The 25,739-nt window shown below is 65.6% G+C and carries 24 protein-coding genes and 2 pseudogenes; 14 read left to right on the top strand and 12 right to left on the bottom strand.

Translation table 11 applies throughout. The features are described 5' to 3' along the window. Window positions 1-9 precede the first annotated feature (9 nt). The 4 genes and pseudogenes from NIBR502772_RS07855 to NIBR502772_RS22380 all read left to right on the top strand — a co-directional run bounded on the left by NIBR502772_RS07855 (window position 10) and on the right by NIBR502772_RS22380 (window position 1,960). The gene (locus tag NIBR502772_RS07855; RefSeq protein ID WP_168223506.1) at window positions 10-543 is read left to right on the top strand and encodes a hypothetical protein; all 534 of its coding nucleotides are present in this window, start codon (window positions 10-12) and stop codon (window positions 541-543) included. Then, window positions 533-1,075 carry a DUF6036 family nucleotidyltransferase gene (locus NIBR502772_RS07850; protein ID WP_141139757.1) on the top strand — a complete coding sequence of 181 codons (543 nt, stop codon included), beginning with the start codon at window positions 533-535 and terminating at the stop codon, window positions 1,073-1,075. The genes NIBR502772_RS07855 and NIBR502772_RS07850 overlap by 11 nt, the downstream gene beginning before the upstream one ends. Window positions 1,076-1,138: 63 nt before the next feature. Then, a pseudogene (locus NIBR502772_RS07845) lies at window positions 1,139-1,558 on the top strand (alkaline phosphatase D family protein); the annotation flags it as partial. A 225-nt stretch (window positions 1,559-1,783) separates the two neighbouring features. After that, a complete protein-coding gene (locus tag NIBR502772_RS22380) occupies window positions 1,784-1,960 on the top strand; it encodes a hypothetical protein (protein WP_168223457.1) in 177 nt (58 codons plus the stop codon). 185 nt (window positions 1,961-2,145) lie between these two features. Here NIBR502772_RS22380 and NIBR502772_RS07840 read toward each other — a convergent pair whose 3' ends face one another. Beyond that, window positions 2,146-2,988, bottom strand: coding sequence for a triacylglycerol lipase (locus tag NIBR502772_RS07840; RefSeq protein WP_141139756.1), 843 nt, complete (start codon window positions 2,986-2,988; stop codon window positions 2,146-2,148). 492 nt (window positions 2,989-3,480) lie between these two features. On the opposite strand from NIBR502772_RS07840, the gene NIBR502772_RS07835 reads away from it, so the two are divergent. Then, window positions 3,481-4,263, top strand: coding sequence for a GntR family transcriptional regulator (locus NIBR502772_RS07835; RefSeq protein WP_141141986.1), 783 nt, complete (start codon window positions 3,481-3,483; stop codon window positions 4,261-4,263). A 17-nt stretch (window positions 4,264-4,280) separates the two neighbouring features. Here the strand turns inward: NIBR502772_RS07835 and NIBR502772_RS07830 are convergent, their stop codons facing one another. The 3 genes and pseudogenes from NIBR502772_RS07830 to NIBR502772_RS07820 all read right to left on the bottom strand — a co-directional run bounded on the left by NIBR502772_RS07830 (window position 4,281) and on the right by NIBR502772_RS07820 (window position 8,050). Beyond that, a complete protein-coding gene (locus tag NIBR502772_RS07830; RefSeq protein ID WP_141139755.1) occupies window positions 4,281-5,540 on the bottom strand; it encodes a S8 family serine peptidase in 1,260 nt (419 codons plus the stop codon). A gap of 62 nt (window positions 5,541-5,602) precedes the next feature. Further along, window positions 5,603-6,603, bottom strand: a pseudogene (locus tag NIBR502772_RS07825) (nucleoside hydrolase). Window positions 6,604-6,631: 28 nt separating this feature from the next. After that, window positions 6,632-8,050, bottom strand: coding sequence for an MFS transporter (locus NIBR502772_RS07820; RefSeq protein ID WP_141139754.1), 1,419 nt, complete (start codon window positions 8,048-8,050; stop codon window positions 6,632-6,634). Window positions 8,051-8,192: 142 nt separating this feature from the next. Here NIBR502772_RS07820 and NIBR502772_RS07815 point away from each other — a divergent pair, with 142 nt between their 5' ends. Both NIBR502772_RS07815 and NIBR502772_RS07810 read left to right on the top strand, forming a co-directional pair. Continuing rightward, on the top strand, window positions 8,193-9,062 hold the full coding sequence (locus tag NIBR502772_RS07815) for a ribokinase (RefSeq protein WP_141139753.1): 870 nt from the start codon (window positions 8,193-8,195) through the stop codon (window positions 9,060-9,062). Further along, window positions 9,059-9,574: a GNAT family N-acetyltransferase gene (locus tag NIBR502772_RS07810; RefSeq protein ID WP_141139752.1), complete on the top strand. Its 516-nt coding sequence runs from the start codon at window positions 9,059-9,061 to the stop codon at window positions 9,572-9,574. The genes NIBR502772_RS07815 and NIBR502772_RS07810 overlap by 4 nt, the downstream gene beginning before the upstream one ends. Window positions 9,575-9,728: 154 nt before the next feature. On the opposite strand, the gene NIBR502772_RS07805 is transcribed toward NIBR502772_RS07810, so the two are convergent. From NIBR502772_RS07805 to NIBR502772_RS07775, 7 genes are read right to left on the bottom strand one after another with little or no spacing between them, the layout of a single operon-like run. Further along, window positions 9,729-10,490 (bottom strand): HpcH/HpaI aldolase/citrate lyase family protein, encoded by a 762-nt coding sequence (locus tag NIBR502772_RS07805; RefSeq protein ID WP_141139751.1) that lies wholly within the window; start codon window positions 10,488-10,490, stop codon window positions 9,729-9,731. 39 nt (window positions 10,491-10,529) lie between these two features. After that, window positions 10,530-11,507 carry an aldo/keto reductase gene (locus tag NIBR502772_RS07800; protein ID WP_141139750.1) on the bottom strand — a complete coding sequence of 326 codons (978 nt, stop codon included), beginning with the start codon at window positions 11,505-11,507 and terminating at the stop codon, window positions 10,530-10,532. Continuing rightward, entirely contained in the window at window positions 11,507-12,406 is a 900-nt protein-coding gene (locus tag NIBR502772_RS07795; protein ID WP_246848734.1) for an ATP-binding cassette domain-containing protein, read from the bottom strand. The genes NIBR502772_RS07800 and NIBR502772_RS07795 overlap by 1 nt, the downstream gene beginning before the upstream one ends. Next, on the bottom strand, window positions 12,403-13,326 hold the full coding sequence (locus NIBR502772_RS07790; RefSeq protein WP_141139749.1) for an ABC transporter ATP-binding protein: 924 nt from the start codon (window positions 13,324-13,326) through the stop codon (window positions 12,403-12,405). The genes NIBR502772_RS07795 and NIBR502772_RS07790 overlap by 4 nt, the downstream gene beginning before the upstream one ends. Continuing rightward, window positions 13,323-14,243, bottom strand: a complete 921-nt coding sequence (locus NIBR502772_RS07785) for an ABC transporter permease (RefSeq protein WP_141139748.1) — start codon at window positions 14,241-14,243, stop codon at window positions 13,323-13,325. The genes NIBR502772_RS07790 and NIBR502772_RS07785 overlap by 4 nt, the downstream gene beginning before the upstream one ends. After that, window positions 14,240-15,175 (bottom strand): ABC transporter permease, encoded by a 936-nt coding sequence (locus NIBR502772_RS07780; RefSeq protein ID WP_141139747.1) that lies wholly within the window; start codon window positions 15,173-15,175, stop codon window positions 14,240-14,242. Before NIBR502772_RS07780 ends, NIBR502772_RS07785 begins: the two co-directional genes overlap by 4 nt. A gap of 4 nt (window positions 15,176-15,179) precedes the next feature. Then, a complete protein-coding gene (locus NIBR502772_RS07775; RefSeq protein ID WP_141139746.1) occupies window positions 15,180-16,805 on the bottom strand; it encodes an ABC transporter substrate-binding protein in 1,626 nt (541 codons plus the stop codon). 195 nt (window positions 16,806-17,000) lie between these two features. On the opposite strand from NIBR502772_RS07775, the gene pdxA reads away from it, so the two are divergent. The 5 genes from pdxA (at window position 17,001) to NIBR502772_RS07750 (ending at window position 23,466) form a co-directional block, all read left to right on the top strand. Next, window positions 17,001-19,439 (top strand): 4-hydroxythreonine-4-phosphate dehydrogenase PdxA, encoded by a 2,439-nt coding sequence (gene pdxA, locus NIBR502772_RS07770; protein WP_141139745.1) that lies wholly within the window; start codon window positions 17,001-17,003, stop codon window positions 19,437-19,439. 79 nt (window positions 19,440-19,518) lie between these two features. Beyond that, on the top strand, window positions 19,519-20,298 hold the full coding sequence (locus NIBR502772_RS07765) for a DeoR/GlpR family DNA-binding transcription regulator (protein ID WP_141139744.1): 780 nt from the start codon (window positions 19,519-19,521) through the stop codon (window positions 20,296-20,298). A 131-nt stretch (window positions 20,299-20,429) separates the two neighbouring features. Then, on the top strand, window positions 20,430-20,756 hold the full coding sequence (locus NIBR502772_RS22605; RefSeq protein ID WP_210412405.1) for a hypothetical protein: 327 nt from the start codon (window positions 20,430-20,432) through the stop codon (window positions 20,754-20,756). Between the two features lie 236 nt (window positions 20,757-20,992). Then, window positions 20,993-21,394, top strand: a complete 402-nt coding sequence (locus tag NIBR502772_RS07755) for a DUF2207 domain-containing protein (RefSeq protein WP_141139743.1) — start codon at window positions 20,993-20,995, stop codon at window positions 21,392-21,394. Between the two features lie 485 nt (window positions 21,395-21,879). Then, window positions 21,880-23,466 (top strand): alkaline phosphatase, encoded by a 1,587-nt coding sequence (locus tag NIBR502772_RS07750; RefSeq protein WP_141139742.1) that lies wholly within the window; start codon window positions 21,880-21,882, stop codon window positions 23,464-23,466. A 6-nt stretch (window positions 23,467-23,472) separates the two neighbouring features. On the opposite strand, the gene NIBR502772_RS07745 is transcribed toward NIBR502772_RS07750, so the two are convergent. Then, window positions 23,473-24,210, bottom strand: a complete 738-nt coding sequence (locus NIBR502772_RS07745; protein WP_141139741.1) for a hypothetical protein — start codon at window positions 24,208-24,210, stop codon at window positions 23,473-23,475. Between the two features lie 188 nt (window positions 24,211-24,398). Here NIBR502772_RS07745 and NIBR502772_RS07740 point away from each other — a divergent pair, with 188 nt between their 5' ends. Both NIBR502772_RS07740 and NIBR502772_RS07735 read left to right on the top strand, forming a co-directional pair. Next, window positions 24,399-24,608: a hypothetical protein gene (locus tag NIBR502772_RS07740; protein ID WP_141139740.1), complete on the top strand. Its 210-nt coding sequence runs from the start codon at window positions 24,399-24,401 to the stop codon at window positions 24,606-24,608. Window positions 24,609-24,657: 49 nt separating this feature from the next. Beyond that, entirely contained in the window at window positions 24,658-25,599 is a 942-nt protein-coding gene (locus NIBR502772_RS07735; protein ID WP_246848733.1) for a hypothetical protein, read from the top strand. The last annotated feature ends 140 nt before the right edge of the window (window positions 25,600-25,739 follow it).

Here is a 25,739-nt window from a genome sequence, read left to right as displayed (position 1 = left end):
TTCACTACGATGACGGATGAGCTCATCCGGAAAGCAAAAGATGCTGGGGCGGCAGCCGAAAATTTCCGTCGTGAGATGCTCGCGGCTTCCGATCGGCGCGCCGAAGCAGTTTTCGCGCTCTGGGCTGAAGGCATGCCTGTTCGCAAGATCGCCGAAGTTATCGGAGTGAGTCCCTCCGTGAGCCAACGCCTGCTCGAAAAAGCCAGGGAAAGCCGGCCACGGCTGCCACGCCGTGAAGAACGAGTCTCGTACGAGCTGCATCTGGCCGTGGCTCAAAAGGTCCGCGAGGATCCCCAGCCGGTACTCAGCAAGGCACGGACAAACCTCCAGAGGATGGCGTCACGCACACGCGGTGCCCACGCACACGGTTGGGTGGCAGAGTGGAACACTCTCGTTAATGGCGGCGACATCAACCGGCTCGTGGAGAGCATGTTGGGCACTGACGAGCGAGGTATCGACCTTCGCCAGATGACGCCGTTCGCCGGCGTGCTCTCCCAGGAAGAGCGGCTCGTCGCAATTCACAAGGCAGCTCGTGCGGCGTAGGGACCTTGAGCACGCTATCCGTGCGGCCACCGAAATCATCCGGCAGGATGCCGTCTTCATCATTGGCAGCCAATCGATCCTCGGGTCCTTCACAGAAGACGAACTGCCCGACGAAGCGACGCATTCAGAAGAGGTCGATGTTGCTCCATTGAAGGACGATGACGCCCAGTCTCTCGCCACGGAGCTGGACGCCGCCATCGGTGAAATGTCCCACTTCCACGAGACCCACGGCTTCTATGTTCAGGGAGTCGGCCAGAACACCGCGGTTCTCCCGACCGGTTGGACGGACCGCCTGGTCAAAGTCAGAAACGCTAACACTAATGGACGTAGCGGGCTGTGTCTGGAGCCCCACGACCTTTGTGCCGCGAAACTCATCGCAGGCAGGATCAAGGACCATCTGTTTGTGAGGGCGCTCCTCGAGCACGGCTTAGTGGATCCAGGCCTCGTCGCCGAGCGGTTGCTAACAGTGGCCAATGACGACGTCCGCCGCGACCGCGCTCTTTCCTGGATCCGAAGCACATCCGGGATCTGACGGACCAGGCCATTTGAAGGTCTACCGCACCATCACCGGCGCCGAGCAGGAGAAAGTGGCTGCTGGACGGGCTACGCCGCCTCCCGCCGCCGCATCACCCACGGCTGGGTAGACGCGAACGTGCGCAACGCCGTGGTCCTCACCGGCGACGTGCACGGCAACTGGGCCCGCGACCTCAAGATCGACTACAAGGACCCCGCCGCCCCCGTGGTCGGCTCCGAACTGGTCTGCACTTCCATCACTTCCAACGGTGACGGCGACGGCGACGGCGACGGCTCCGCCACGGATCCGGTGATGGCCTGGAACCCGCACCTGAAGTTCTACAACGACAACCGCGGCTACGTAAACACACGCATCACCAAGGACGCGCTCACCGCCGACTTCCGGGTTCTGGACTACGTCACGACGCCGGGCGCCCCCGTTTCAACCAAGGCCTCCTTCGCGATCCAGGACGGAGTGCCGGGGCTGCAGGCGCGGGGGTAACTCCTCGCCGAGGCTGCCGCATACGACGGACAGCCAGCATCTGCTGGACTTCCCGCCGCTGTTGCTCAGTCAGCCGTGGCAGCGACGATCGGCGAGGACATTGACGTGCCGTTGCCGACGTCGTAACTGAAGGAGTGTTTGTTCTGTGTTCCGAGGACGAACGTGTGGTTCGGGATCCGTTCCCGCTGTCTTTCAACACTTTTCCGTCAGGGTTCCCCATTGGTGATGTTGGCTCTACCCCGCGTCCACCAGCTGGTTTCACTGGTCATCGTGCCGGCCGCCACGTTCATCGGAGGCATCGCCAACCTGGCCGCCATCGTAGGGTTTATGGTCACGGCCACTGCCGGCCTCCCCGACACCGTACAGGGCCTCGCCTCCGGGCTGACAACCGTGCCCCAATAAATCGGCATCACCATGGGCATCCCGGTCATGTCTCCAACAAGTTCCTGGCGGGCAACCTCGGAATGGTGCTGGCCACGAATCCGCCCGTCCGGGGCGCGAGGTTCCCGAGACGCTGTAGGCCTGCGGCACCGTCTGGTTGCTGTCAGACTCGCCGTTCGAGCCCTGGACTCACACCGGCACAACGGCTAGAAGCAGGCGGGCTGGTAGGCCGGGTCTGCGGGGCCGGACGGGTTGCCTAGCGCATGCGCCACGATCTGGTGCACCACGGCGTCGTTCGGCGTCTGGTCGTGTTCGAAGACATCGGCCGGGCACTTGTCCTGGATGGTGATGTTGCTGACCTGCCGGGCCGGACCGTTCAGGAACTGGCTGTTATAAGGAATGACCACTTCGTCGTAAACCGTGGAGATGACGGTGTAGGAGGGTCCCGCTACGGTGTCGCCGATGGAATTGAGCTCCTGCATGAACGCCGAGCCTGCCTGCTGATCGGCGCAGGCAGCACAGCCCAAGCCGGTGAAGTCCGGGTCCTGGACGAAGCCCGGCGGCGGGACAATCACACCTTCAGTCCCGTGGCTGGAGGGTGCGATGCCGATGAGCTGACGGACGTACTTGGCCCCGCCGAGGAAGCCCAAGTAGTAGCGGGGCATCATGCCGCCCTGGCTGTGGCCCACCAGGTCCACTTTCTTCGCTCCGGTGGCAGCACGTACCGCGTCCACAAACGGGGCGAGTTCCTGCGCCGACTCGGCCACCGGTGCGGTGGCATACACGCCATTCGTCTCGCCGTAGTTGAGGGCGAAAACGCAGTACCCGGCGCTCTTGAGGTACGGCGAGAGGGTGGACCAGTTCTTCTCCATGCTCTCGAACGTTCCCGGTACCAGGATGACCGGATAGGGATGCTCGGCGGTTGGTTTGCAGGACCAGTCGTTGGCCCCTGGCGGGGAAATCTCGATCGCCTGGGCGGGAGCCGCAGCCAAGGAAGTGGCGAGGACGGCGGCAGCCGCGACGGACAGGGCCCGGGTAACGAATGACATGGAAACCTCTTTGTTCATGTGCCAACAGGGGCGGCCGGTAGTGATGGTTCTAGGGGTGATCAAGTACCGGCAGGGTTTTCCATGCTACGCAGCACACCCGTCGTTGCGGAGCCGGGTTGCACAGACGTGCGCCAAAAAAGCCCTATAAAGCGGTGCGCTCTCCCCCGAGGCCAAAACCCTCAAACCCAGCGTTGTTACTGGTGGGTAGCGTATGCGTCGGCGCCGGGACTGAGAAAACCCGTCAGAGCTGCTGCACAAATGTGCACTGGGTGCGGAAAATAGCGCAAGCCGGGGAACTGCGGTGACGGACGACGGCGTCGGCCCGCCCGGGCGCGGAACTCCAGCCTAAGAATTCGCTCCCGGACGGCCTCAAGAACCCCACCCAGCGCTGGGACATCCTGAGCAAGCAGGTGCAAAGCCACCCGCGCCTTGTCCAACAAACGCGTCACACCGGTAGGCTGGGAATCCCCAGACCACGAAGCGAGGCATAACGTGCACGAGGACGCCGTCCGGTTCCTGTCCCAGCCGGTGCAGGCCCAGCCCGGCTCACCCCTCCGCGTGGCGGTGTACTCCCGGATCGCCGAAGCCATCCGCAACGACCTCCTCAAGCCCGGCTCCATGATCCCCACGGAAACCGAGCTCGGCGCCGATATGAAAGTCAGCCGCACCGTGGTCCGCGAAGCCCTCATGCTGCTCGAGGAAGACGGGCTCATCCGGGCGAGGCGCGGCGTCGGACGCTTCGTCTCGGACACCCTCCCCCGCATCGGCATCGAACGGATCCGCCCGTTCGAGGAAGTCCTCGGCGGCCCCGGCCAGCACCTGGAAATCAAACGCGTCCTCCGGGAGCGGCAGCCCGCCTCCGAGTTCGTCGCCCCCGGCGTCGGCGTGGAGCCCGGCAGCGACTGCTGGCTGTGGGAATCCGTCCTGATCCGCGACGGCGAGGCCATCGCCCACCTGCAGGAAAACGTCTCCGCCCAGCCTGTCAGCCTCGGCAGCCGCCCCGCCGCACCTTTGGACATTGAGGACGACGCCGGCGCCACCCTGCTTGCCACGCTCACCAAACAGCTCGGCCGGCAGCCCGGTCCGGGCGAGTGCCAGATCAGCCTGAGCCAGGTGGGGCCCAGCCGAGCGAAGCTGCTGGACCTCCGGCCGTCGGACCCTGTGCTGGTCCTCACCCAGTACGTCAGGCACGCGAACCGGCCCTTTTACCTGGCCAAGTGCCTCATCGCGGCCCGCGCCGGCCACCTGTCAGTAATGCAGTCCCTGCAGTCCTGACGGCAACCGCGGTCTGACTAGGGCCGTACGCAACCGACCGCATCGCAGGCGTTCACGAGGCCATTGGCCCAGTACATGCCGGTGCCGTAAATATTCTCGTCGGCGGATGATTCGACCTTGTCGCGGACTGATGCGTTTCCGGTCCCGGCAGAAGTGCTCCAGACAAGCGCGGCAACGCCGGCGACGATGGGTGAGGCCATCGAGGTGCCACTGGCGATGTCGTAACCATGGGAGCGGTTGTTTTGCGTCCCCAGGACAAAGGATCCGTTCGGGAAGGTCGAGTACACGCTGACACCGGGCGCTGCGACGTCCACCCACTTGCCATAGGTCGAGAAGGAGGCTTTCACGTTCTTGTTGTCGGTTGCTGCAACGGCAATAACATTTGCGTAGGCGCCCGGGTAGATCTTGGCCTGGGTACCGGCGTTGCCGGCCGCGGCGACGATCACCGCCCCTGCCTTCCAGGCGTTATTAACCGCGATCTCCAAGGTCCGTGAGGAAACACGCTGCCCCAGGCTCATATTGATGACCTTGGCCTCCTTCTCCACAGCCCAGCCGATGCCTTTGGCGATGCTCGAGGTGGAGCCGGACCCCTGGTCGTTCAGGACTTTGCCGTCCAGGATGTCGCAGTCCGGGCACACACCGGAGACGCCAACCGTATTTTTGATGGCGGCAATGATGCCGGCGACGTGTGTGCCGTGGCCGTATATGTCTTCACCAGTTGCCGCATCACTGTAGTTAACGCGTTCAACAACCTGTGATGAGATGTCGTCGTGGCTGTTCGTGACTCCTGTATCGAGCACAGCCACCCTGATGCCGGCACCGGTCGTTTTAGCCCACGCTTCGACGGCGTCCACGTCGGCGTCTGGCGTACCCCCGGCCACTTTTACTCCCATCGTGCTGGTAAATTCCTGGCCAGTGTTGTGCAAAGCGTACTGGCGGGGGAAATAGTCGACGTTGGGCTGATCGGTAGCTGCCGTCACCACATGGTCCGGCTCGGCGTATTCAACGTTTGGGTTCAGGCTGAGGGCGTCAATGAGCTGCAGTTCCTTGCCGGCCGGAACCTTGATGAGGCGGGCCCCTGTGCTGCCAATCCACGGGCCGTCGCTGAGGCCATGGCGGCGCAGTACCCCAACTGCCGCCGCATCAACGCGGAACTTGACCATAATCTGCCCCGCGATGTGCGGCGGCTCGGGCGCTGCATTGCCTGGGCCGGCGAAGGTGATGGCGCCGAGCCCCATCATGAGGGCCGCGAAACCGGCGATAACTGTTTTTTTCATGGGGTTATCTTGCGCTAACCCGGACCGGCTGGATAGTGGTTGCGGAAAAGTCTGCGGATATTTCAGGCGGCCGCCGCACCCGCGGCAAGTGCCGCCGTCGTACTTTCAGTAAAGGACAGCAGCGTCTCCACCAGGTGCGGCGCGAAGTCCCCTTCCAGCGAGAGGACCACCCGGCACCGCGCGCCGGGCTGCTCCGGGTAGCCCAAGTAGGAGCCGCGCATGTCGCAGACGGTCTGCCCGCGGCCCGGCCCGGCAGAGGTGTCGACGGCGGCATGCACCACCGGGGCCACCGTCGCCTTAATGCCGCCCACCGCGAGCGCCGCCGCCAGCGGATCGTGCATGGCGGAGCAGGGCCGGCCGAAGATGCCCTCATAGAACCGGAAGTAGTAGCCCAGCATGTCGCCGAGGGCCTGCGGGACCGGGTGGTCCGCGGCGAGCAGTTCCTGCCGGTGGCTTTCCTCCAGGACGTTGGCCATTGTGACGTCCAGCGGCACCAGGGTCACGTCCCAGTCGGCGGCCAGCACCAGGGCGGCGGCCTCGGGGTCGTTGAAGATGTTGGCTTCCGCCACCGGGCTAATGTTCCCGGGGCCAGGGCCGCCCCGCCCATGATGGTGATTTCGTCCACAAGCGAGGGCAGCGCGGGGTCCAGGCGCAGCGCCTCGGCGATGTTGGTCAGCGGGCCGATGGCGAGCACCCGCAGCGTTCCCGGATACTCATGGGCGAGCCGAACCAGCATCTCGGCCGCACTCTCGGACTCCAACGTGGCGGACGCCGTCGTAAGGGAAACCCCGCCGACCCCGTTCTCTCCGTGCACCCACGGCGCCCCGCCGCCAAACTGCCCGGCCAGCGGATCGTGGGCGCCGAGCGCCACGGGAATGTGCGCGTGGCCGGCGAGCTGGAGCAGGTCCAGGGTGTTGCGGGCGCCGACGGCGGCACTGACGTTGCCGCTGACGGTCCCGATGCCCACCACGTCAGCGGTGGGGGCGGCCAGCAGGTAGGCCAGGGCGAGGGCGTCGTCGATTCCGGTGTCGCAGTCCAGGTAGAACGGAAAGGTGTCGGTCATGGCGGTGGTTCTCTTTCGGTAGAGGGGGTTAGACCGTCTCGCCCTTGGGGGCGGCGACGAAGAGGCTGACGATGAACGCGGCGGCCGTGATGGCCACCGAGATCCAGAGGGCGGTGGTGTACCCGGCGGCGGTGGCCTGGGCGGCGAAGGGTGCCACGAGGACGACGCCGAGGCTCGCCCCGATGCCGAAGGAGGCACCGTTGATGCCGGGCAGGGCAGCCGGGGCTTCCTTGGGTGAGAGCAGCACCGAGAGCCCGTTGATGGCGGTGAGGAAGAAGCCGTTGTAGAAGATGCCCAGGGCCGCAACGGCGATCAGCACCGCGATCTGGTTGTCCGAGAACATGGCGGCTGCGATAGCGCACGCCAGGCTCAGTCCGGTGCCGGCGCGGAGGGTTTTGATCCAGCCGCGCCGGTCGGCGAGCCAGCCAGCGAGAGGTGCGGCGAAGACGCCGATCAGGGCGGCCGGGGTGAGGAACAGCAGCGCGGAAACTGATGCGGTCAGCCCGAAGCCGGCACCGGCGTCCTGGCTGAGGAGCACCACGGTGAAGTTGATGATGGCGAAGATGCCGGCGAGGGTCAGGACGGTGGTGGCGATGACGGGCCAGACCTGGCGCGAGCGCAGGTGGTGGACTGCGATGAGAGGGTTGGTGCGCCGTTTCTCGATGCTCCAGAAGGCGGCGAAGGACGCGATGGTGGCGGCGAGCAGTGCCAGGGTGCTGGGCGCTGTCCAGCCGGCGGCGGATCCGCCGGAGACGAAGTAGGTGATGAACACAAGGAACACGGAGAGGGATCCGGCGCCCCACCAGTCCATGGCGCCGCGCACGCCCCGCGGCCGTCCGGCCGGAACAATCTTGATGATGCAGGCGGCGGCGATGGCGGTGAGGACCAGCACCACCACGAAGATGGAGCGGAAGCCGAGGGTCTCGGCCATCAGCCCGCCCACGTAGCCGTCCACGCCCCCCACTCCGCCGTTGATGGCGGCGATGATGCCCACGGAGGTGCCGAAGACCTTCGCCTGCAGATTCTCGCTGAGCACGATGTAGGCGAGCGCGAACACGGCGCTGGAGACGCCCTGCAGGAACCGGCCGGTGACGAGCAGGGGCAGCGTGGGGGCGGCGATGCAGAGGATGGTGCCGGCGCCCATGATGCCGAGGACCAGGAGCAGGGCGGCGCGGCGGCCGATGAAGTCGCTCCAGCGGCCGATCACGGGCCCGGCGATGGCGCCGGCCAGGAAGAACATGGACTGGACGGGCGCGGCGCTGTCCGCACTCTGGCCGAATGCGGCGGCGATCTGCGGCAGTGCAGGGGTCACCATGCTGGCGTTGAGCTGGAAGGACAGCACGCCCAGCAGCAGGGTGGAGATCAGCAGGGCGGCGCGGCGGCCGGCGAAGGCGGGCTGTTCCGCGCTGACCGGCGGGGAGGCGGCAACCGACGTTGGGGTGTTCACATCAAACTCCTTTGTTCGAGCTGAATCATCCGGAATGGCGATCCGAGTTGTTATACAACCATGTATGACGCACAAGTACAACCATGCCGTAGACTATTTCCCAATCCGGCCACTTCCGGCTTCGCCTCGAGAGAGACTTCCCATGAGCAATCGACTTCCTGCCGTCACCGTCGTCGGCAGCATCAACCTGGACCTGATCGCCACCGCCGAGAGACTCCCCACTGCCGGCGAAACCATCGGCGGGGCGGTGCTCTCCGAACAGCCGGGCGGCAAGGGCGCCAACCAGGCCGCGGCGGCTGCACGGCTGGGCGGGAATACCCGGATGGTCGGCGCCGTGGGCAGCGACGCCCAGGGGCACCGGATGCTTGACGCGCTGGCGAGCGCCGGCGTCGACACCTCTGACGTCGCGGTCCATCCGGAGGCGACCGGGACGGCGCTGATTGTGGTGGACCGCGACGGCGAGAACCAGATTGTCGTCTGCCCGGGCGCCAACTCCAGCCTCTCCCTGGAGGGCGTGGAGTTCGGCCCCGAGGAGACGGTGTTGTGCCAGCTGGAGGTGGGCCTGCCCGTGGTACTGGAGGCCGCCAGGCGGCCCGCCGGGTACTTTGTGCTGAACGCCGCACCAGCGATGGACTTGCCGGCCGAGCTGCTGGAACGCTGCGACTTGGTGATCGTCAACGAGAGCGAGTACGCCCTAATCCCCGCCCTCGCCGCGGCCAAGCTGGTAGCCGTGACGTACGGCAAGGACGGCTCCGCGATGTTCGAACACGGGCGGAAGGTGGCAGAAGCCCCCGCATCCGCAGTGACGGTGGCGAACACCATCGGCGCGGGCGACGCGTTCTGCGCGGCCCTGGTCCTGGCACTCGGCGCGGGACTTGACTACTCCACGGCGCTGGCGGCGGCCAACGCCGTGGGGGCGGACGCTGTGGGCGATCCATCTTCGCAGCCGGCTCTGGCCCTGCTCGAGGAGTACGTTGCCCGGGTCGCTGGGGCCGGGGTTGTTGGACGGTGAATCTGGTCTTCAGGCAGGCAACGCCCGCCGATCACGCAGAGGTCCGGAGAATCACTCGGGAGGCGTACCTCCATGCCGGGCATTTCACCGCCGATCACCCGTACATGAGCGTGCTTGAGGACGTGGAACACCGGGCGGAGCATGCCGAAGTGTGGGTGGCCGAAGCCTCCGGCGCGGTGGTCGCGGCCGTGACGCTGACCTTCGCAGGCCAGCCGTACAGCGAGATCGCGGTGGACAATGAGCTGGAGTTCCGGATGCTGGCCGTTGATCCTGCGGTTCAGGGCGGCGGGATTGGTCGCGTTGTAGTCCGAAGGGTCATTGAACACGCGCAGTCGCTGCCCGCAATCAGGGCGATCAGCATTACGAGCGCGACGTTTATGGGACGGGCACATGCTCTTTACGAATCCCTGGGTTTCCAGAGGGTTCCGAAGCGCGACTGGTACGTGCCCGGCGAGGACGTCCTTCTCTGGGTGTTCCGCCTGGAGCTGCAACGATGGTTGCCCGCCGCTTGAGCCTGCCGATCAGGGCAATTCCCCCCGGCCCCGCCGTCCGACCGGTCAGGAACCCCAGGACCCTCTCTCACTTCCCGCACGTTTTTGGGCAACTGGGATCCGGACAGGCTCGATCACCGGACAGGCCCGATCGCCGCAGTCTCCAACACCCCGGCTACTCCCCGCGGGCCCTGGAAAGGTGGTTCGCGGCCGCGATTTCCAGGTGTGTCAGGTCGGACGCCACGGTGACGAATGTGAAGCCCTCCGCGATCCGCTGGCGCGCGATCTCACCGCTCGCTGTGTGAATGGCAGCGATTACGCCGGCGGCCTGTGCTGCCTCGCGGATGGTCACCAGCGCGGCGTTGAACTCCTCGGCCACGTCGGGGTCGTTGGGGAACTTGCCGCCCACGGCCAGGCAGAGATCGGACGGGCCGATGTAGACGCCGTCGATTCCGGGCACGGCGCAGATTTCCTTCACGTTCTCCAGGCCCTCAGGCGTCTCGATCATGGCAAGGCACAGCACGGTGGCGTCGGCCTCGGCGGGCACCGGCCCGATCCGGAGCGCGGACCGCATGGGCCCATAGGAGCGCATGCCGTGGGGCGGGTAGCGCACGGCCCGGACTGCGGCGGCGGCTTCCTCGGCGTTATTGACCAGCGGCACGATCACTCCGGCAGCTCCGGCGTCCAGCGCCTGCCCGATGAAGGCCGCGTTGTTGGACGGGACCCGGACGATTCCGGCAGCCCCGGCTGCATCAATCGCCATCAGGCCGTGCAGCCAGCCGGAATAGCCCATCAACCCGTGCTGGGCGTCGAGGGCCACGTAGTCATAGCCCAGCCGTGCCACGCGCTCGGTGGAGACCGGTGAGTCCAGGACCACCCAGTATCCGACGACGGGCTCATTGGCTCGGGCTTTTGCGGCAAACGATGCGGCAGTCATGGCAGATTCCTCTTCAGTTAGTAAAGACGTGCAACTGGGCTAGCGGTTGTAGTTGGGCATGGGCCCGCGGATTTCCGCGGCCACGGCATCACAGGCGGCCACCACATCTTCCGGCAGCGGGCCCTTCGCGGCCGCGGCGATGTTGGTCTGCAGCTGCTCCAGCTTGGAGCCGCCCAGCAGGATGGAGCCCACGCCGGGCTTGCTGAGCAGCCAGCGGAAGGACAGCTCCGGCAACGGCAGGCCCGTGCCGTCGGCAATGACACCGAGCTGGCGGACCGCCTCGAAGAGCCGGGGGTCCCAGTATCGCTGCTTGTACATCTCGGCCAGCCGGGAGCTGCCGAACCGGCCTTCGGTGGGTGATTGCGCAAAGGTGTGTTTGCCGGTGAGGAGCCCGCCGCCGAGCGGGTTGTAGACCATGGTCAGCAGCCCGGTGTGCTGGGCGAATTCCAGGTATTCGTCCTCGATCCGCGTGGCCAGCAGGTTGTACAGCTGCTGCGCCACCACCGGCCGCGGCACCCCGGAGCTGTCGGCTGCCGCGTTCAGCTCGCTGACTTGCCAAGCGGCGAAGTTGGACACGCCCCAGGCGCGGATCTTGCCGTCGCGAATCAGTTGTCCGACGACGGCGAGCGTCTCTTCCATCGGCGCCTTGCGGTCCGGCTGGTGCAGGTAGAAAAGATCCAGCCGGTCCGTGGCCAGTCGCCGGAGGCTGCCCTCCACGGAGCGCCGTAGGCCCTCCGCGGAGAGGGGCGAGTTGTCACCGGCGTCCGCGTGCGGCATCCCGGCCTTGGAGGCAAGGACGACGGCGTCGCGGTGCGCGGGCAGGAGCTTCGCCAGGATTTCCTCGCTGGCGCCGCCGGCGTAACCATTCGCGGTATCCACCACCGTGATGCCCGCCTCCAGCGCCGCCGCCAGCATGCCGGCGGCCACCTCTTCCGATGCGGTGTCCCCGAAGGTCATGGTGCCCAGGGCGAGTTGCGAAATGGGAAGCTCCAGGCCTGCCACGTTGGTTCCCTGCATCAGCTTGCTTCCTCCATCAGTACGGGCTCGCCCTGCGGCGCCACCTTGTTCAGTCTTGAGACCAGCTCGCGTGGTTTGCGGCCGGTCATGGTCAGCGGATCCAGCGCCGCGGCCCGCAGCGCCCGGGTGTATGGGTCCCGGGGCCTGGTGAGGACCTGTTCGGTGGGTCCCTGCTCCACGATTTTGCCCTTGGACATGACCACCACGTGGCTGCTGCTTTCCCGCACCACCCCGAGGTTGTGGCTGATCATCAGGTAGGTGAGCCCGCGGTCCCGCTGGATGTCCGCAAGGAGCTCCAGCACCTGGGCCTGGACCGAGACGTCCAGCGCGCTGGTGGCTTCATCACAGACCAGCAGTTCCGGCTTGGAGGCCAGCGCCCGGGCGATCCCGATGCGCTGGCGCTGCCCGCCGGAGAACTCGGCCGGACGGCGTCCCAGGGCAGAGGCCGGCAGACCCACCTTGTCAATCAGTTTGGCCGCCTCCGCCCGGCGTTCCTTGCCGGACCGGATGCCGCGCAGGATCAGTGGTTCGGCCACGATGTCCTCGGCGGTCAGGTGCGGATCCAGCGAACCGTAGGGGTCCTGGAAAACCATCTGCACCTTGGACCGGAGCGGCCGCAGCTGCCGGGCAGGCATGCGGGCGATGTCCTGGCCGTTCAGCAGGATCTCTCCGGAGGCGGGCGTCAGCAGACGCACAATGGCCTTCGCAATGGTGGACTTGCCGCAGCCCGACTCCCCCACGATGGCCACGGTGCTGCCGCGCGGGACGTCGAAACTGACATCGTCCACCGCGCGGAAGCTGGTGCGGTGCACGGCGTAGTCCACGGTGAGGTTCTTGACGGACAGCACCAGGTCCTGCCCGGCGGCCTTTGCTGGCGGGGTGTTCAAGGGTGAACTCACGGGTGTGCTCCGTTCAGTGTTACCGGGCTGGTGGTTGCCTGGCTGGACGTTGCCTGGCGGACGGTTGCCTGCTGGTCGGTTGCGTCCGGCGACGGCGGGCCTGCTTCGAGCGGGTCATGGTGCGGTTCCCCATCCCAGTGCCCCAGCTTAGGCACGGCGGCGAGGAGTTTCTTGGTGTACTCCGTCCGCGGGTGCTCAACGATCTGTTCCACTTCGCCGCTTTCCACGAACTTTCCGTCCTTCATCACGTGGATCCGGTCCGAGACCAACCGCGCCACGCCCAGATCGTGCGTGATCATGAGGATGGCCACGTGGGTCCGTTCCTGCAGCTCCATGAGCAGGTCCAGGATGCCGGCCTGCACGGTGACATCCAGTGCACTGGTGGGCTCGTCGGCCACCAGCAGAACCGGGTCAACGGCGAGCGCCATGGCGATCAGGACACGCTGCAGCATGCCGCCGGACAGCTGGTGCGGGTACTTCTTCAGCTGCACAGCCGGTTCGGGGATGCGGACCTGCTCCAGGAGCTCCACGGAGCGCCTGTTCAGGTCGGCTTTGGAGGCGCCTCCTTTCCGGAGGATCGCCTCGCCCAGTTGCCGACCGATGGTGTGCACCGGTGACAGCGCGGTCATGGCGTCCTGCGGGATCAGCGCGACGGACCGGCCGCGGAGCTTCGCGAACTGCTTCGGCTCAGTCACCACATCCACGCCGTCCAGCTCTGCATGGCCGGAGATAACGGCAAGGTCGTCCGGCAGGAGCCTCAGGAGGCCCATCGCCGTCGTACTTTTGCCGGAACCGGACTCACCGATAATGGTGACGGTCTGTCCGGCATCGATGGAGAAGCTGATGCCGTCCACGGCGCGGATCACGCCGGCGGTGGTCATCAGTTCAACGGCAAGGTCCCTGACCTCCAGCACGCTCATGAGGTGGCTCCCTTCCGGCGCCGTACACGGTCCCGCAGGCCGTCGGCCAGCAGGTTCACACCCACCACCAGGATGGCGATCACGGCACCCGGGAGCGTCACGATCCACCAGGAGGTGGTGATGAAGTCCTGGCCGTCGGAGATGATCCGGCCCCAGGTGGCGAAGGGCCGCTGCGGGCCGGCGCCGAGGAAGCTCAGCGCGCTTTCCATCAGCACGGCAGTGGCCAGGAGCAGCAGGACCACCACAATCACCTGGTTGATGACGTTGGGGATGACGTGCTTGACCAGGGTGGTGATCTGCGGCAGGCCCAGGACCTTGGCAGCCTGGACGTAGGGCTTTTCGCGTTCCACCAGCACCAGCGAGCGGGTGAGGCGGGCGGGTTCCGGCCACTGGGCGATGGCGATCACGAAGGTGATCACCGGGATGGAGGGGCCGAACAGGGCAACCACCAGCAGGAGCATCATGAGCAGGGGCAGCGAGAGCTGGGCCTCGATGAGGCGGGAGACCACGGCGTCCACCCAACCGCCGAAGAATCCTGCGAGCGCGCCGAGGACCACACCCACGAGGCCGGAAATCACGACGGCGAGCACACCGATGGTGAGCGACACCTGGCCGCCGTGCAGCACCCGGGAGAGGATGTCCCGGCCCAGTTGGTCGGTGCCGAACAGGTGGTCCGGGCTGAACGGGGGCAGGAAGCGGGAGGTGATGGCTTGGGCGTCCACGTCAGGCAGCGGAAGGACCTGGGCCAGGATGATCGGCAGGACCACCACGGCCGTGAGGAAAGCGCCCAGCACGATCTTCACCTTGGCGGAACGTTCCCGCCGGGCAGCCGAGGAGCGGCGGAGGAGCCGCTTAGTCACCGCCGTCGGCCGTTTCATGGCCTGCGCGGCGAGCGGGATTTCGTTGACGGTACTCATGCGACGGACACCTTTCCGAGCCGGACCCGGGGGTCAAGCAGCGGGTAACACAGATCGATCAGCAGCTGGACGCCGACGGCGAGCACGGACGTCACCAGGACCGTGGCCTGGATCAGCGGGTAATCGCGGGTTTCGAGCGCCCGCACCACCAGGGAACCCAGTCCTGGCCAGTTGAACACCACTTCAACCACAACCACGCCGTTGAGCATGCCGGCGAACCGGGTGCCAAGGGTGGTGAGGATGGGGATGGAGGAGTTGCGCATGGCATAGGCCCAGGTGAGCTTCTGCTCGCCGGTGCCGCGGGCCCTGGCCACCGTGAGGTACGGGGCGGCCATGTTTGTGCCCACCTCGCGACGGACCATCCGGGAAACCAGCGCGATCTGCAGGATGGCCACCGTGGTGACGGGCAGGACCACCCCGGACCAGCTGGTGAAGCCGGAGGACGGGAAGATGGGGAACACCACCGCGAACAGGGTCAGCAGCATGATGCCGATCCAGAAGTCCGGCATGGACTGCCCGGCGATGGTGAGCACGTTGACGCCGAGTTCACGCTTGGTGTCGGCACGCTTGGCCATCCAGACCCCCAGCGGGATGGCCACCACGATGGCGAGCAGGATGGCGAGTACCGCCAGGAAGATGGTGTTGGGCAGCCGGGACATCACCACTTCCAGGGCGGGTGCCTGGAACGAGTAGGACTTGCCGATGTTCCCGGCGCCCAGTTCCTTGAGGAAGATGCCGTACTGGGTCAGCAGGGGTTCGTTGAGCCCCATGGAGATCCGGATTTTTTCGAGGTCCCCGGTGGAGGCCAGCGGCCCGGCCAAGGCGTAGGCCGGGTCGCCGGGAGCCATCCGGATCAAGACAAAGACTGTGGACACGGTCAGGAAGATCGTGAGGAGGCTCTGCCCCAACCGCTTGGAGACGTATGTGACCATGGGACTAGCCGTTCACCTTGACTGTGGAGAGCTGGTAGGAGTTGATGGGGCGCAGCTTGATGCCCTCCACGCGGGTGCGGCGGGCCAGCACGGCGTTGGGGATGAATGCCCACATGCAGGGCCATTTGGCCCAGATGTCCTTCTGGACGTCGGTAAGCAGCTGGGTGCTCTTGGCGGTATCCGTTTCGGAGGTTGCCGTGATGATCCTGCTGCTGATCTCCGGGAAGACGAATCCGTGGTATGTGTCGCGGGTGGCTTCCTTCGCGGCGGTGCCGGCGTACATGCCCTGCAGGTTGGTCAGAGCGAGGCCCGTCTGGTTCCCGTAGCCGTTGCCCAGGATGTCCCAGTCACCGGCTTTGCCCTGCCGCCAGCTGGAGATGTCCCCACCGGGTTCGAACTGCTTCAGCTCGGCGGTGACGCCGATCGCCTTCATCATCTCCACGAGGGCTTCCATGATGGACACGTCGCCGGCGAATTCTCCGGTCTCCCAGATGACCTTAAGGGACAGGTTGGAGACGCCCAGGTCCGCGAGCATGGACTTGGCCTTCGCGGGATCGTACTTGTAGTCGCCGGTTTCCACGGCGCCCGCCAGGGTCTGCGGGACCACGCCCTTGGCGGAAGTGACCGTGCCGCCCAGGATGCCGTCAACGATACTCTTGCTGTCGAAGCCGTAGGAGAGCGCCTCGCGGACCTTGGGATCTGACATAGGGCTGTCCGCCGGCTTGCGGAAGTTGTAGAAAAGCTGGTTGTAACGGGTGCCGGTGACCGATTCGATTTTGATGCCTTCAACGGATTTCAGCTGGGCTACCGAATCCGGGGTGATGGAGTCGATGACGTCCACCTCGCCGGAGCGCAGGGCCACCACACGGCTGGATTCCTCGGACATGAACCGGACGTTGACCTCGGAGATGTTGGGCTTCTCGCCCCAGTAGTTCTCGTTGACCACCAGCTTGTAGGTGCCCGTTCCGCGGTCGGCTGAGGCCACCCTGTAGGGGCCGGTGCCGACGCCCTCCTGGAGTTCCTCGGGCTTGTTGGCGGCGGCCGGGGTGATGAGAATGTTGGACATCAGTGTGTTCAGCACGGGCAGCGGGGCCTTGGTGTCCAGGGTGAAGGTCAGTTCGTCCTTCTTGGTCACGACGGGCCATTCGGGGAACTGGGGTGCCAGGAAGGAGCCGTTGACCTGGCTGTACATCTCCAGCGCTTTGGAAACGTCCTCCACGGCAACCTTGGTGCCATCGGAGTACTTGATGTCGTTGCGGAGCTTGACGGTCCACTGGGTGGGGCTGGTCAGTTCGAAGCTTTCGGCCAGGACGTTGCGGGGCTTGAGGTCGTCGCCGATCTCGGTGAGGGCCTGGCGGACGGCGCGTTGGACGGTGACGGCGGCGTCAAACTGGTTGAGTTTGTTGTCGAGGCTGACCAGTGAGCGGTTCAGCCCCAGAGTGAGGGTACTGGTGCCGGTGACGCCGGGGCCGGGGGCGGACGGGCCCACGCAGGCGGTGACGGCGGGTGCCAGCACGGCACCTGCTCCGGTCAGGGCAACCCACCGGAGCAGCGAACGCCGGGAGAGTGAACGTTGCGCTACTTCGCCGAGGAATGCACTGCCGCCGGCGACACTGTCGGATCGAGTCATCTTTGACCTCCAGGTAAGGGCCGGCTCGTGCCGGCCAGGTGCTGCATCTTCGTGCTGATACGAGGCACCAGGGTTGTTACTCCGCTCACAATGTCATGATTGCGCAAAGTGCGCAAGTAGGTTAGCGTGTTTTGTGCAGGCCGGTCCAAAACGGCTTCACCGTACCCAGTTCCGCGGAAGCCAAAGGAGGCAGCGATGAAACGCATTATTGCCATTGCTGACGATCTTTCCGGCGCCGCAGAGACCGCAGCGGCCTTCCTGACGGAACACGCCGAGACCCGTAAGGATGATGCGCGGAGCGCGCAAACTGTGCCCGGCAAGACAAGGTCCAACGACGGCGCCCCGCACGTCTGTCTGCTCCCGCACCTTCCGGAGGAGCTTGCCACCGCCCTGCGGAACCTCCTGCAGGACGGGAACCACGGGCAGGACGTCGGGCTTTTGGTGCTGGATACGGACAACCGGAGGCTCCCAGCAGATGCCGCCGCCGGGCGGTTGCGCCAAGTCCTGCACTCGCTTCCCGTCGGGGACCACTCCCCCACAGTTTTCCTGAAGATCGACTCCCTGCTCCGCGGGCCCGTGGCCTCGCAACTGGAGGTCCTCAGCGCCGACGGTCCCGTCGTCCTGGCGCTGGCACTGCCGCCGCTGGGCCGCAGCACGGTCAACGGAACGGTGCACCACCAGGGGATGCCCCTGCATGAAACCACGTTGTGGCATGCCGAGACGTCGGTTCCGCCAGCAACCATCGGCGCTGCCTTGCAGCCTGTGGCAACCACCCTGGTGGAGCTGGCCACTGTCCGCGGCGGCGGCGAGACCTTGGCCGCAGCGCTGAAGGCCGCCAGTGCCGGCCGGCCTTTCCCCGTGGTGGTCTGCGACGCCGAGACACAGGCCGACCTGGATGCCATCGTCAGCGCCGCCCTCAGCATTCCCGGCGTCCGGTTCGCGGGTGCCTCCGCCCTCGGTTCAGCTCTCGGAGCCGCGCTGGCGCGGACTGCCGGTAAGGCACACAACAGAAGCGCCGCCGTCGTACGTTCTTCCATTGGCGAGCGCACAACCGGCATCTTTCCCCTGCTGGTAGTGGGCTCCGCGTCCGGTCCAGCACGGGAACAGTTGCAGGCCCTGGCCAGTAACGGCGTTGCCGTCATCACCCTGTCCCCGGCGGACATGCTGGCGGGAACCGCGGATCTGGTTTCGCTGGAGAAGGCCCTGGCCGCAGGCCCGGCGGCGGTGGCCGTGGATGCATCCACGGTGAATCCCGCGATGTCGGCCAGGATTGCCGGCGCCCTGGCCCGGACAGTGGCGCCGCTCGCCAAGGACCGGCCGCTGATGCTCACCGGCGGGGAAACGGCCCGCTCCGTGCTGGATGCCCTGGGTGTGCAGCGGCTGAGCGTTCAGGGCGAGGTTGAGCACGGCGCCGTCCTGTCGCTGGCTCCGGACGGAAACCCTGTGGTCACCCGCCCGGGCAGTTTCGGCGAAACGAACAGCCTCCGCACCATCCTGGCCGTATTGGCCGGCTACTCACCTTCTTCACCCTCCCTGACAGGGAATCCCCCCACAACGCACTCCCCTCTGCCGACGGCGCCCAAGCCGTCCCTGCCCGGAAAAGGACCCTCCATGAACTCTGTTGATCCCACTGAACTCCCCTTTGTAGCCGTAACCATGGGCGACGGCGCCGGTGTCGGACCCGAGGTGGTGGTGGCCGCCGTGCTGGACCCGCAGAGCAACGCCGAGTGCCGGCCCGTGGTGATCGGCGACGCGCTGCGCCTCCGCCAGGCCGCGGACATCCTGGGCGTCGACGCGGACATCTGGACCATCGCCTCGGTGGAGGACGCAGTGTTCACGCCGGGCCGGGTGAACGTGATCGACCTGGCGCTGCTGCCGGAGGACCTGCCCTGGGGGCAGCTCTCCCCCGTGGCCGGGCACGCCGCCTATGAATACATCCGAGTGGCGAGCGAGCTGGCCATGGCCGGGAAGGTGCAGGCTATCTGCACCGCCCCGCTGAACAAGGAGGCCCTGCACGCGGCCGGGCACGTCTTCCCCGGGCACACCGAACTGCTGGCGCAGCTGACCGGGACCGAGGAAGTGTCCATGATGCTCTCCACGCCCAAGATCAAGGTCATCCACGTGACCACGCACATCGGGCTGATGGACGCCGTGCGGAAGATCAACCCGGCACTGGTGGAGCGCACCATCCGCCGCGGCCATGACGCCCTGATCCGTGCCGGCATCCCCAACCCGAAGATCGGCGTCTGCGCCATCAACCCTCACGCCGGCGAGGGCGGGCTGTTCGGCCAGGGCGAGGAAGCGGAGAAGATCGAGCCGGGCGTGAAGGCCGCCCAGGCGGCAGGCATCGACGTTACGGGACCGCTGCCCGCCGACACCTTGTTTTTCCTGGCCGGCCGGGGCGATTACGACCTGGTGGTGGCCATGTACCACGACCAGGGGCACGGCCCGGTGAAGGTGCTGGGCATCGAGGCCGGCGTGAACATCACCGTGGGCCTGCCCGTCATCCGCACCTCCGTGGACCACGGCACCGCCTTTGACATTGCCGGCAAGGCGATCGCCGATTCGCGTAGCATGGTGGAGGCCCTGCACCAGGCGGCGGAGATGGCCACCCGGCCCGCCGTGGCCGTGTAGGAGCACACGGCAATGCTGCGGGCAGTTGGCCGGGGCCGGAACTAGCATGGTAACCACGCCCACGGGAAGGAGACCGGGAATGCTGTCGGCAAATGCCAGGCGCGAAGAAATTTACCATCTGGCGCTCACCACCGGCCTGGCCTCCGTGGAGGAACTGTCCGCCCGGTTCGAGGTCACGGCCTCCACCATCCGCCGCGACCTGGCGCTCCTGAACGGGCAGGGCCGGCTGGCCCGCACGTACGGCGGCGCCATGGCCCTGGGCGCCCACCCCGAAGCATCGCTCCGGCAGCGCACCGGCGAGGCGTTTGAGCAGAAGCACGCCATTGCCCGCTGGGCGGCATCCGTGATCCGGCCCGGGGAGAACATCCTGCTCGACGCCGGCTCCACCGTGGGTGCCCTGGCCCACGAACTGCGGGGGTTTGATCGGTTGTCCGTGACGACGCCGGGCATCAACACCATGCAGGAACTGGCCGAGTCCGACGGCATCGAAGTGGACTGCCTGGGTGGCCGGCTGCGGAGCCTGAGCCAGAGCTTCGTGGGCCCGCTCGCCGAGGCCGCCCTGGAACGGATGAGCTTTGACCGGGTGTTCCTTGGCGCCGACGCCGTCACCGCCGAGGACGGCATCTGCGAGGCCGACCACGCTCAGACCCGGCTCAAGGAGCTCATGGCCCGCCGTGGCAACAGCGTCTACGTCCTGGCCGACTCCTCCAAACTTGGCCTGCGCCCCTTCCACGCGTGGGCGAGGCTCGCGCTGCCCTGGACGCTGGTCACGGACGACGGCGCCGACCCGGGTCAGGTGCAGAAGTTCCGTGACGCGAGGGTCACGGTAGAGGTGGCTGAGGTACTGCCCGGCGGTTGAGCTCGTCGAAGCCAACCCGTCGAAACCTAACGGCCATTGTGCGGCCTGGGGGCAAACGCCGCATACGTGGGGGAAGTGCTGGGGAACTTCGACAAGATCCTCCATGTCCACCACGAGGGCGAGGACCTGCGATGAACCCGCAGTTCGCGGAACGGGCACCCGTATGTGCGTTGCACGTTGAGCAGATACTCGAGCAGCATAGGCAGGTTGCACGACGACTTGAGATCATCGAGCCGCTCCGAACGCGCTGGATGGAGACGGCGGAGGCAGAGGTCCGCGACGACCTTGCTGAGCGGTACAACGACCTGTCAGCTGTCCTCAACGTGCACCTCGGCGGCGACCCGCCTCAAGGAATTCATGCGGATCCTTCTGTGCCTGGCAACCGGCTCTTGACCGCCACTCCGGCCGGGTCCAGCATTGGAAGACACACTGGCGGTCTCCAGAGAGATGGCGGTTGACGATGGCCCGGGGAAGTTTCGACGACCGATTCTGGACGGGGCAATTCCACAGATGGGCTGGCGCCGCAGCGATGCTCGGTGGCGTGCTGTGCGTCTTGACCGCATTCCTACACAATCTGGAACCGATCGGCTGCATCGGCTTGGAATGCGAAACAAGAGCCATGCGTACATCGACCGGGTTTGCCCCTTTGGCAGCCTCTGTCGCGTCCCTTCTCATACTGGTTGGCGTAGCCGGTATGGCACTCCTTGCACGGCGATCCGGCCAGTACCTCAAGCTTGCGAACGCTGGCCTGATTACGGCCGCCGTTGGTCTCATCCTGCTGTTTACGGGAGCGCTCATCCAGACGGTATTCTTCGCCGGCGACTTCCCAGGGATGCCCTATTTTGTCATCCCCGGGCTGCTGGCTATCATCGCAGGCCTCCTGATGATCGGGGTCTTCATTCTCCGTTCAGGTGTTCTTCCACGATGGCTCGGGATCGTCTTCGTGGTCAGCACTGTCGCGTTGCTGGCAGCCAATGAACAAACACCTGCTGTCCTGCTCGCCATACCTTTTGGGCTCGCCATGGTGGCTGCCGGCTACTACATGTGGGTAGGGGCGGCAGTTATGCAGCCGCCCCTGCCAGAAGCTGCTGGATAGCCGAACAAACCTCATCCAAACGACGGTGGACCGGTGGAATAGACCATGGTGCTACTAATCCCTGCAGCAGGGATCCTGTTTTACCTTGCATTGTTTCTCGTTGCCCTGGTCCTGCTCGGCATCTTCTGGGGCATTTACGGTCTAATAATCGGGCTGACGCACGTTACGGCCCTGGCCACCAGGAGGAAGAGCCGGCCGAAAGCACCGCGGAAGACCCCCGTTAGCCCCAAGCGCAAAGTTCCCCCCGCCCGAGACCGGGCACCGCGGCCCGCACCAGTCCCGGCCTCGCCCGACATCTGGCCCAAATGGACTCCTGCCCACAGGCGCTACGTCGATGAGGAGTTATCCCTTTGGCAGGAGCAGTTCGACGCGTTGAACTCCAGGAAGTAGAAACTGCTCCAAATCGACAGGTCTTGTCACGCAGTTAACCACGCATTCACGCCGCCCTCACAACATGTCCAACCGGCCTCACTACGGTCGAACCCATGGACAACATTTCACGCAGATCCCTCCTTTCCGCCGGCCTCGGGGCCGGGCTCGTCGCCGCCTGGCCGGGTGCCGCCGTCGCCGTTTCAACAGCGGACGACGCCGGTCTCCGCACCGATCCGTTCCTGCTGGGAATCGCCTCCGGCGAGCCCTGGCCGGACGGCTTTGTGATCTGGACCCGGCTGGCACTGGACCCGATCGCCGAGGACGGCCTGGGTGGCATGCCCTCCCGCAACATCGCGGTGGCGTGGGAAGTGGCTGAAGACGCCGGCATGCGCACCGTAGTAGCCCGCGGCGTCGAGAATGCCCGGATCGAAACCGCCCACTCGGTGCACGTGGAAATCAAAGGCCTCCGCCCGGGGCGCGAGTACTTCTACCGGTTCCGCACGGGTAAGCACATCAGCGTGGTGGGCCGCACCCTCACCAGCCCGGCGCCGCACGAGACGCCGGCGGCGCTGGCCATGGCGTTCGCCAGCTGCTCGCAGTACGAGCACGGCTACTTCACCGCCTACTCGCGGCTGGCCCAGGACCACCCGGACCTGGTGCTGCACCTGGGCGACTACATCTACGAGTACAAGAAGGACAGCTACGTGATCGGCGGCGGCAACCCGCGCGACCACCAGGGCCCCGAGACTTCCAGCCTCGCCGGGTACCGGCAGCGGCACGCGCAGTACAAGTCCGACGCTGACCTGCAGGCCGCGCACGCGGTCGCGCCGTGGCTGGTGGTGTGGGATGACCACGAGGTGGACAACAACTGGGCGGACGAGATCCCGGAGAACAAGGACGCCGGGCAGCTGAACGACACCACCGAGCGGTTCCGGCAGCGCCGCACCGCCGCGTTCCAGGCGTACTACGAGAACATGCCCCTCCGGGCCTCGTCCGTGCCGGCCGGGGTCGACATGAAGATCTACCGCACCATCCAGTGGGGCCAGCTGGCCAACTTCCACATGATGGACACCCGGCAGTACCGGGACGACCAGCTGGCCGGGGACGGCTGGAAGAAGAACGTCACCGAGCGCCTGGCCGAGGACCGCACCATCACCGGCGCCGAGCAGGAGAAGTGGCTGCTGGACGGCTTCAAGAACTCCACCCAGCGCTGGGACATCCTGGGCCAGCAGGTCTTCTTCGCCGAAAAGGACCGCAACAAGGCCCCCGAGATCGACGACGTCTCCATGGACGGGTGGGACGGCTACGCCGCCTCCCGCCGCCGCATCTCCCAGGGCTGGGTGGACGCGAACGTCCGCAACGCCGTCGTACTCACCGGCGACGTGCACCGCAACTGGGCCAACGACATCAAGGTCGACTACAGGGACCCGGCCTCCCCCGTCGTCGGCTCCGAACTGGTGTGCACGTCCATCAGCTCCACCGGCAACGGCACCGGCTCAACGGTGGATCCCGTCATGGCCTGGAACCCGCACCTGAAGTTCTACAACGACAACCGCGGCTACGTGAACACCAAGATCACCAAGGACGCGCTCACCGCCGACTTCCGGGTCCTGGACTACGTCACGACGCCGGGATCCCCCGTCAGCACGAAGGCCACCTTCGCGATCCAAGACGGAGTCCCGGGACTGGTCGGTGGTTGAGCCTGTCTAGGGCTGAACCACATTCACGAGTTCTGACCGTTTTCCGGTCTGCAGGTCCTCGGTCAGGACGAGCGCACCGACCTCGGGGCAGTGATACTTATGCTCCCGGGAATTCTTTTCTAGCGGCGTCCAGTCATAAACCTTGACGCAGCCGGTGTAGGTGCGGGTTTTCGTGGAGACGGTCTCGCCGGTGGCGACGGTGTCCCGCATGTCCTCTGCATGACCAACGTAAAATTCCTGCCTATAGGAATCGCCGGTGCGCTGCTCGGCCTTCATCCAGATGCCGGCTTTTGCGCCATCTTTTCCGTGGAGAAAGCTGCCGGAGTGGTCCAGCAACATCCCGTTCCAATAGTTGTTCACGTCCTCGCCGAAGTACCACACGTCACCGTTCTTGTGCTGTGCCAGGTAATCCCGGGTTTCCTCTACGAGCTGCCCGTTCTTGTATTCCTTGTCCAGGTAGATGGCCGTCTCAACGCCCTCTATGGTCTTGGTTTCCTGCAGGATTTCGATTTCAATCCTCTCGGTGACGCGTCCTTGCTCGGTCGTTTCGTAAGTCATTTTCTTGCCGACGGGGAGGGCGAAATATTGATTGGTAATTTTGGTGGTGAAATCGGCCGGGTTGATCTGCGGATCGTACTCCGCGGCCCTGCTTCTTTTTGTGTTGTCGAAGACAAAAAGTGTCGCCCCGCCAACAACAAGCAACAGGACGACGAGAGCAAAGAATATTTTGGATCGTTGATTCATGACCTATCCCACTCCTTCTGAGTAGAAATTCCTGTAGGGGGTCAGAGCACCATTGCTTGCCCATGGCCATAGGAGAAAGGTAGTGCAGTCCGTCGTGAACCTGAACCCCCTGTACGACGGCGGCGGACCCACGGCACGCTCGTCGGGCTTAGGAAGGGGGGCCACCGTGGGGCGGTAGGATGTGCCGCATGGCCCAGGACGAGGTACGCGGCAGGATCGAGGCCTTCGTGGCCGATTTCCACACGAGGTGGCAGCGGTCAGGCAAGTCGCCGGGCATGTTCGCTTCCGCCCCCGGGGTGTTCGAAGGTGAGTTGTCTTCCAGTCCCGCGCACGACCGGTCCGCCGAGCAGACCACCGTCCTCGAGGTCACCGAGTACCTCGGGTACCGACACATCTGAGGGTTATCGGATGCAGTCAGCGCTCACTCGTTTCAGATCCTTCCGGAGCGTGGCCGCAACCGCCGCAGCCCTCCTGGCGGTATCTGCCGCGGGTTGCGCCAGCGCTCCGGAGCCGCCTGGTGTTCGGATCGCTGCTGTCGGTGACATGAACGGCGTCAAGAACTATGCGCCTGATAGCCCGTCCGGTCGGAACGGTGCGGCGATCACGCGGCTCGTGCAGAACAACGACATTGACGCGTTCCTAGGGCTCGGGGACTTCCAGTACGACACGGCGTACTGCGATGACTACGTGAACTACTGGACGCCGTTGTGGGGTGGCACGATGCCCAAGTTGTACTGGGTGTCCGCCCCCAGCCACGACTGGGAACCCGGCCACAACGAAGACCTCGACAACTTCATGAATGGCCAATGCCCGGGGTCTCGGGAAAAGGCTGCGATCAACCAGGAGCGTGGGTTCATCGGGAACGGGGAACCGTACTCGAAGGACTTCGGGAACTGGCACTTCGCGTTCCTGTCGTCCGCGCTCTGGCGGTACAACCCCACGCAGGCTCGGGCGTTGACGGCGTGGCTGGACAACGACCTCGCTACTGCCAAGGCGGCGGGTAAGCACCTGGCGGTAGTTCATCACGAACCGTACTTCACGTCGAACACGAACGAACATGAGCGGGCCGCTGACCACAAGCCATGGATTGACGTGATGTGGAAGCACCGGGTCCGTCTGACCCTGTCAGGGTCACAACACAACTACGAACGGTCATGTCCGGTGAACAACGCTGATCAGTGCGTCAATGACGGGATGACGGCGTTCCAGGTTTCCACGGGAGGTATCGGTCTCCGTCCCTTCACCAGCCGTCCGCCGTACATCGTGAAGCGGTTCAGCGACACCCACGGGTTCCTTCAGATGACACTCCGAGACGACGGGTCCTTCGACTGGAACTTCGTTCCAACGTCGGGGTCGGACACAGACGCCGGTACGCGTTCCGCACCGTAGTAAAGCCGGGTAGTCCGGGCTGAAAGACGGGTAGCGCCTGCGAGAAATACGAGTACACGGCAGCCCCTCACTACGCTGGTTGGCCTCCTGACCCGGGAATACACTGACCAGACGCCTGCCGCGACGCCTGACAAAAACCG

The sequence above is a fragment of the Pseudarthrobacter sp. NIBRBAC000502772 genome (assembly GCF_006517235.1).
Lineage (GTDB): Bacteria > Actinomycetota > Actinomycetes > Actinomycetales > Micrococcaceae > Arthrobacter.
Note: the sequence above shows the minus strand (reverse complement) of the source record. Positions and strands in the feature narration are given on the sequence as shown.

Coding starts and splice junctions, on each gene's coding strand:
- NIBR502772_RS07855 (WP_168223506.1), top strand. CDS start 10: ATGACGGATGAGCTCATCCGGAAAGCAAAAGATGCTGGGGCGGCAGCC.
- NIBR502772_RS22380 (WP_168223457.1), top strand. CDS start 1,784: ATGTTGGCTCTACCCCGCGTCCACCAGCTGGTTTCACTGGTCATCGTG.
- NIBR502772_RS07840 (WP_141139756.1), bottom strand. CDS start 2,988: ATGTCATTCGTTACCCGGGCCCTGTCCGTCGCGGCTGCCGCCGTCCTC.
- NIBR502772_RS07830 (WP_141139755.1), bottom strand. CDS start 5,540: ATGAAAAAAACAGTTATCGCCGGTTTCGCGGCCCTCATGATGGGGCTC.
- NIBR502772_RS07815 (WP_141139753.1), top strand. CDS start 8,193: ATGAGCAATCGACTTCCTGCCGTCACCGTCGTCGGCAGCATCAACCTG.
- NIBR502772_RS07805 (WP_141139751.1), bottom strand. CDS start 10,490: ATGACTGCCGCATCGTTTGCCGCAAAAGCCCGAGCCAATGAGCCCGTC.
- NIBR502772_RS07800 (WP_141139750.1), bottom strand. CDS start 11,507: ATGCAGGGAACCAACGTGGCAGGCCTGGAGCTTCCCATTTCGCAACTC.
- NIBR502772_RS07790 (WP_141139749.1), bottom strand. CDS start 13,326: ATGAGCGTGCTGGAGGTCAGGGACCTTGCCGTTGAACTGATGACCACC.
- NIBR502772_RS07785 (WP_141139748.1), bottom strand. CDS start 14,243: ATGAGTACCGTCAACGAAATCCCGCTCGCCGCGCAGGCCATGAAACGG.
- NIBR502772_RS07780 (WP_141139747.1), bottom strand. CDS start 15,175: ATGGTCACATACGTCTCCAAGCGGTTGGGGCAGAGCCTCCTCACGATC.
- NIBR502772_RS07775 (WP_141139746.1), bottom strand. CDS start 16,805: ATGACTCGATCCGACAGTGTCGCCGGCGGCAGTGCATTCCTCGGCGAA.
- pdxA (WP_141139745.1), top strand. CDS start 17,001: ATGAAACGCATTATTGCCATTGCTGACGATCTTTCCGGCGCCGCAGAG.
- NIBR502772_RS07765 (WP_141139744.1), top strand. CDS start 19,519: ATGCTGTCGGCAAATGCCAGGCGCGAAGAAATTTACCATCTGGCGCTC.
- NIBR502772_RS22605 (WP_210412405.1), top strand. CDS start 20,430: ATGAACCCGCAGTTCGCGGAACGGGCACCCGTATGTGCGTTGCACGTT.
- NIBR502772_RS07755 (WP_141139743.1), top strand. CDS start 20,993: ATGGCACTCCTTGCACGGCGATCCGGCCAGTACCTCAAGCTTGCGAAC.
- NIBR502772_RS07750 (WP_141139742.1), top strand. CDS start 21,880: ATGGACAACATTTCACGCAGATCCCTCCTTTCCGCCGGCCTCGGGGCC.
- NIBR502772_RS07745 (WP_141139741.1), bottom strand. CDS start 24,210: ATGAATCAACGATCCAAAATATTCTTTGCTCTCGTCGTCCTGTTGCTT.
- NIBR502772_RS07740 (WP_141139740.1), top strand. CDS start 24,399: ATGGCCCAGGACGAGGTACGCGGCAGGATCGAGGCCTTCGTGGCCGAT.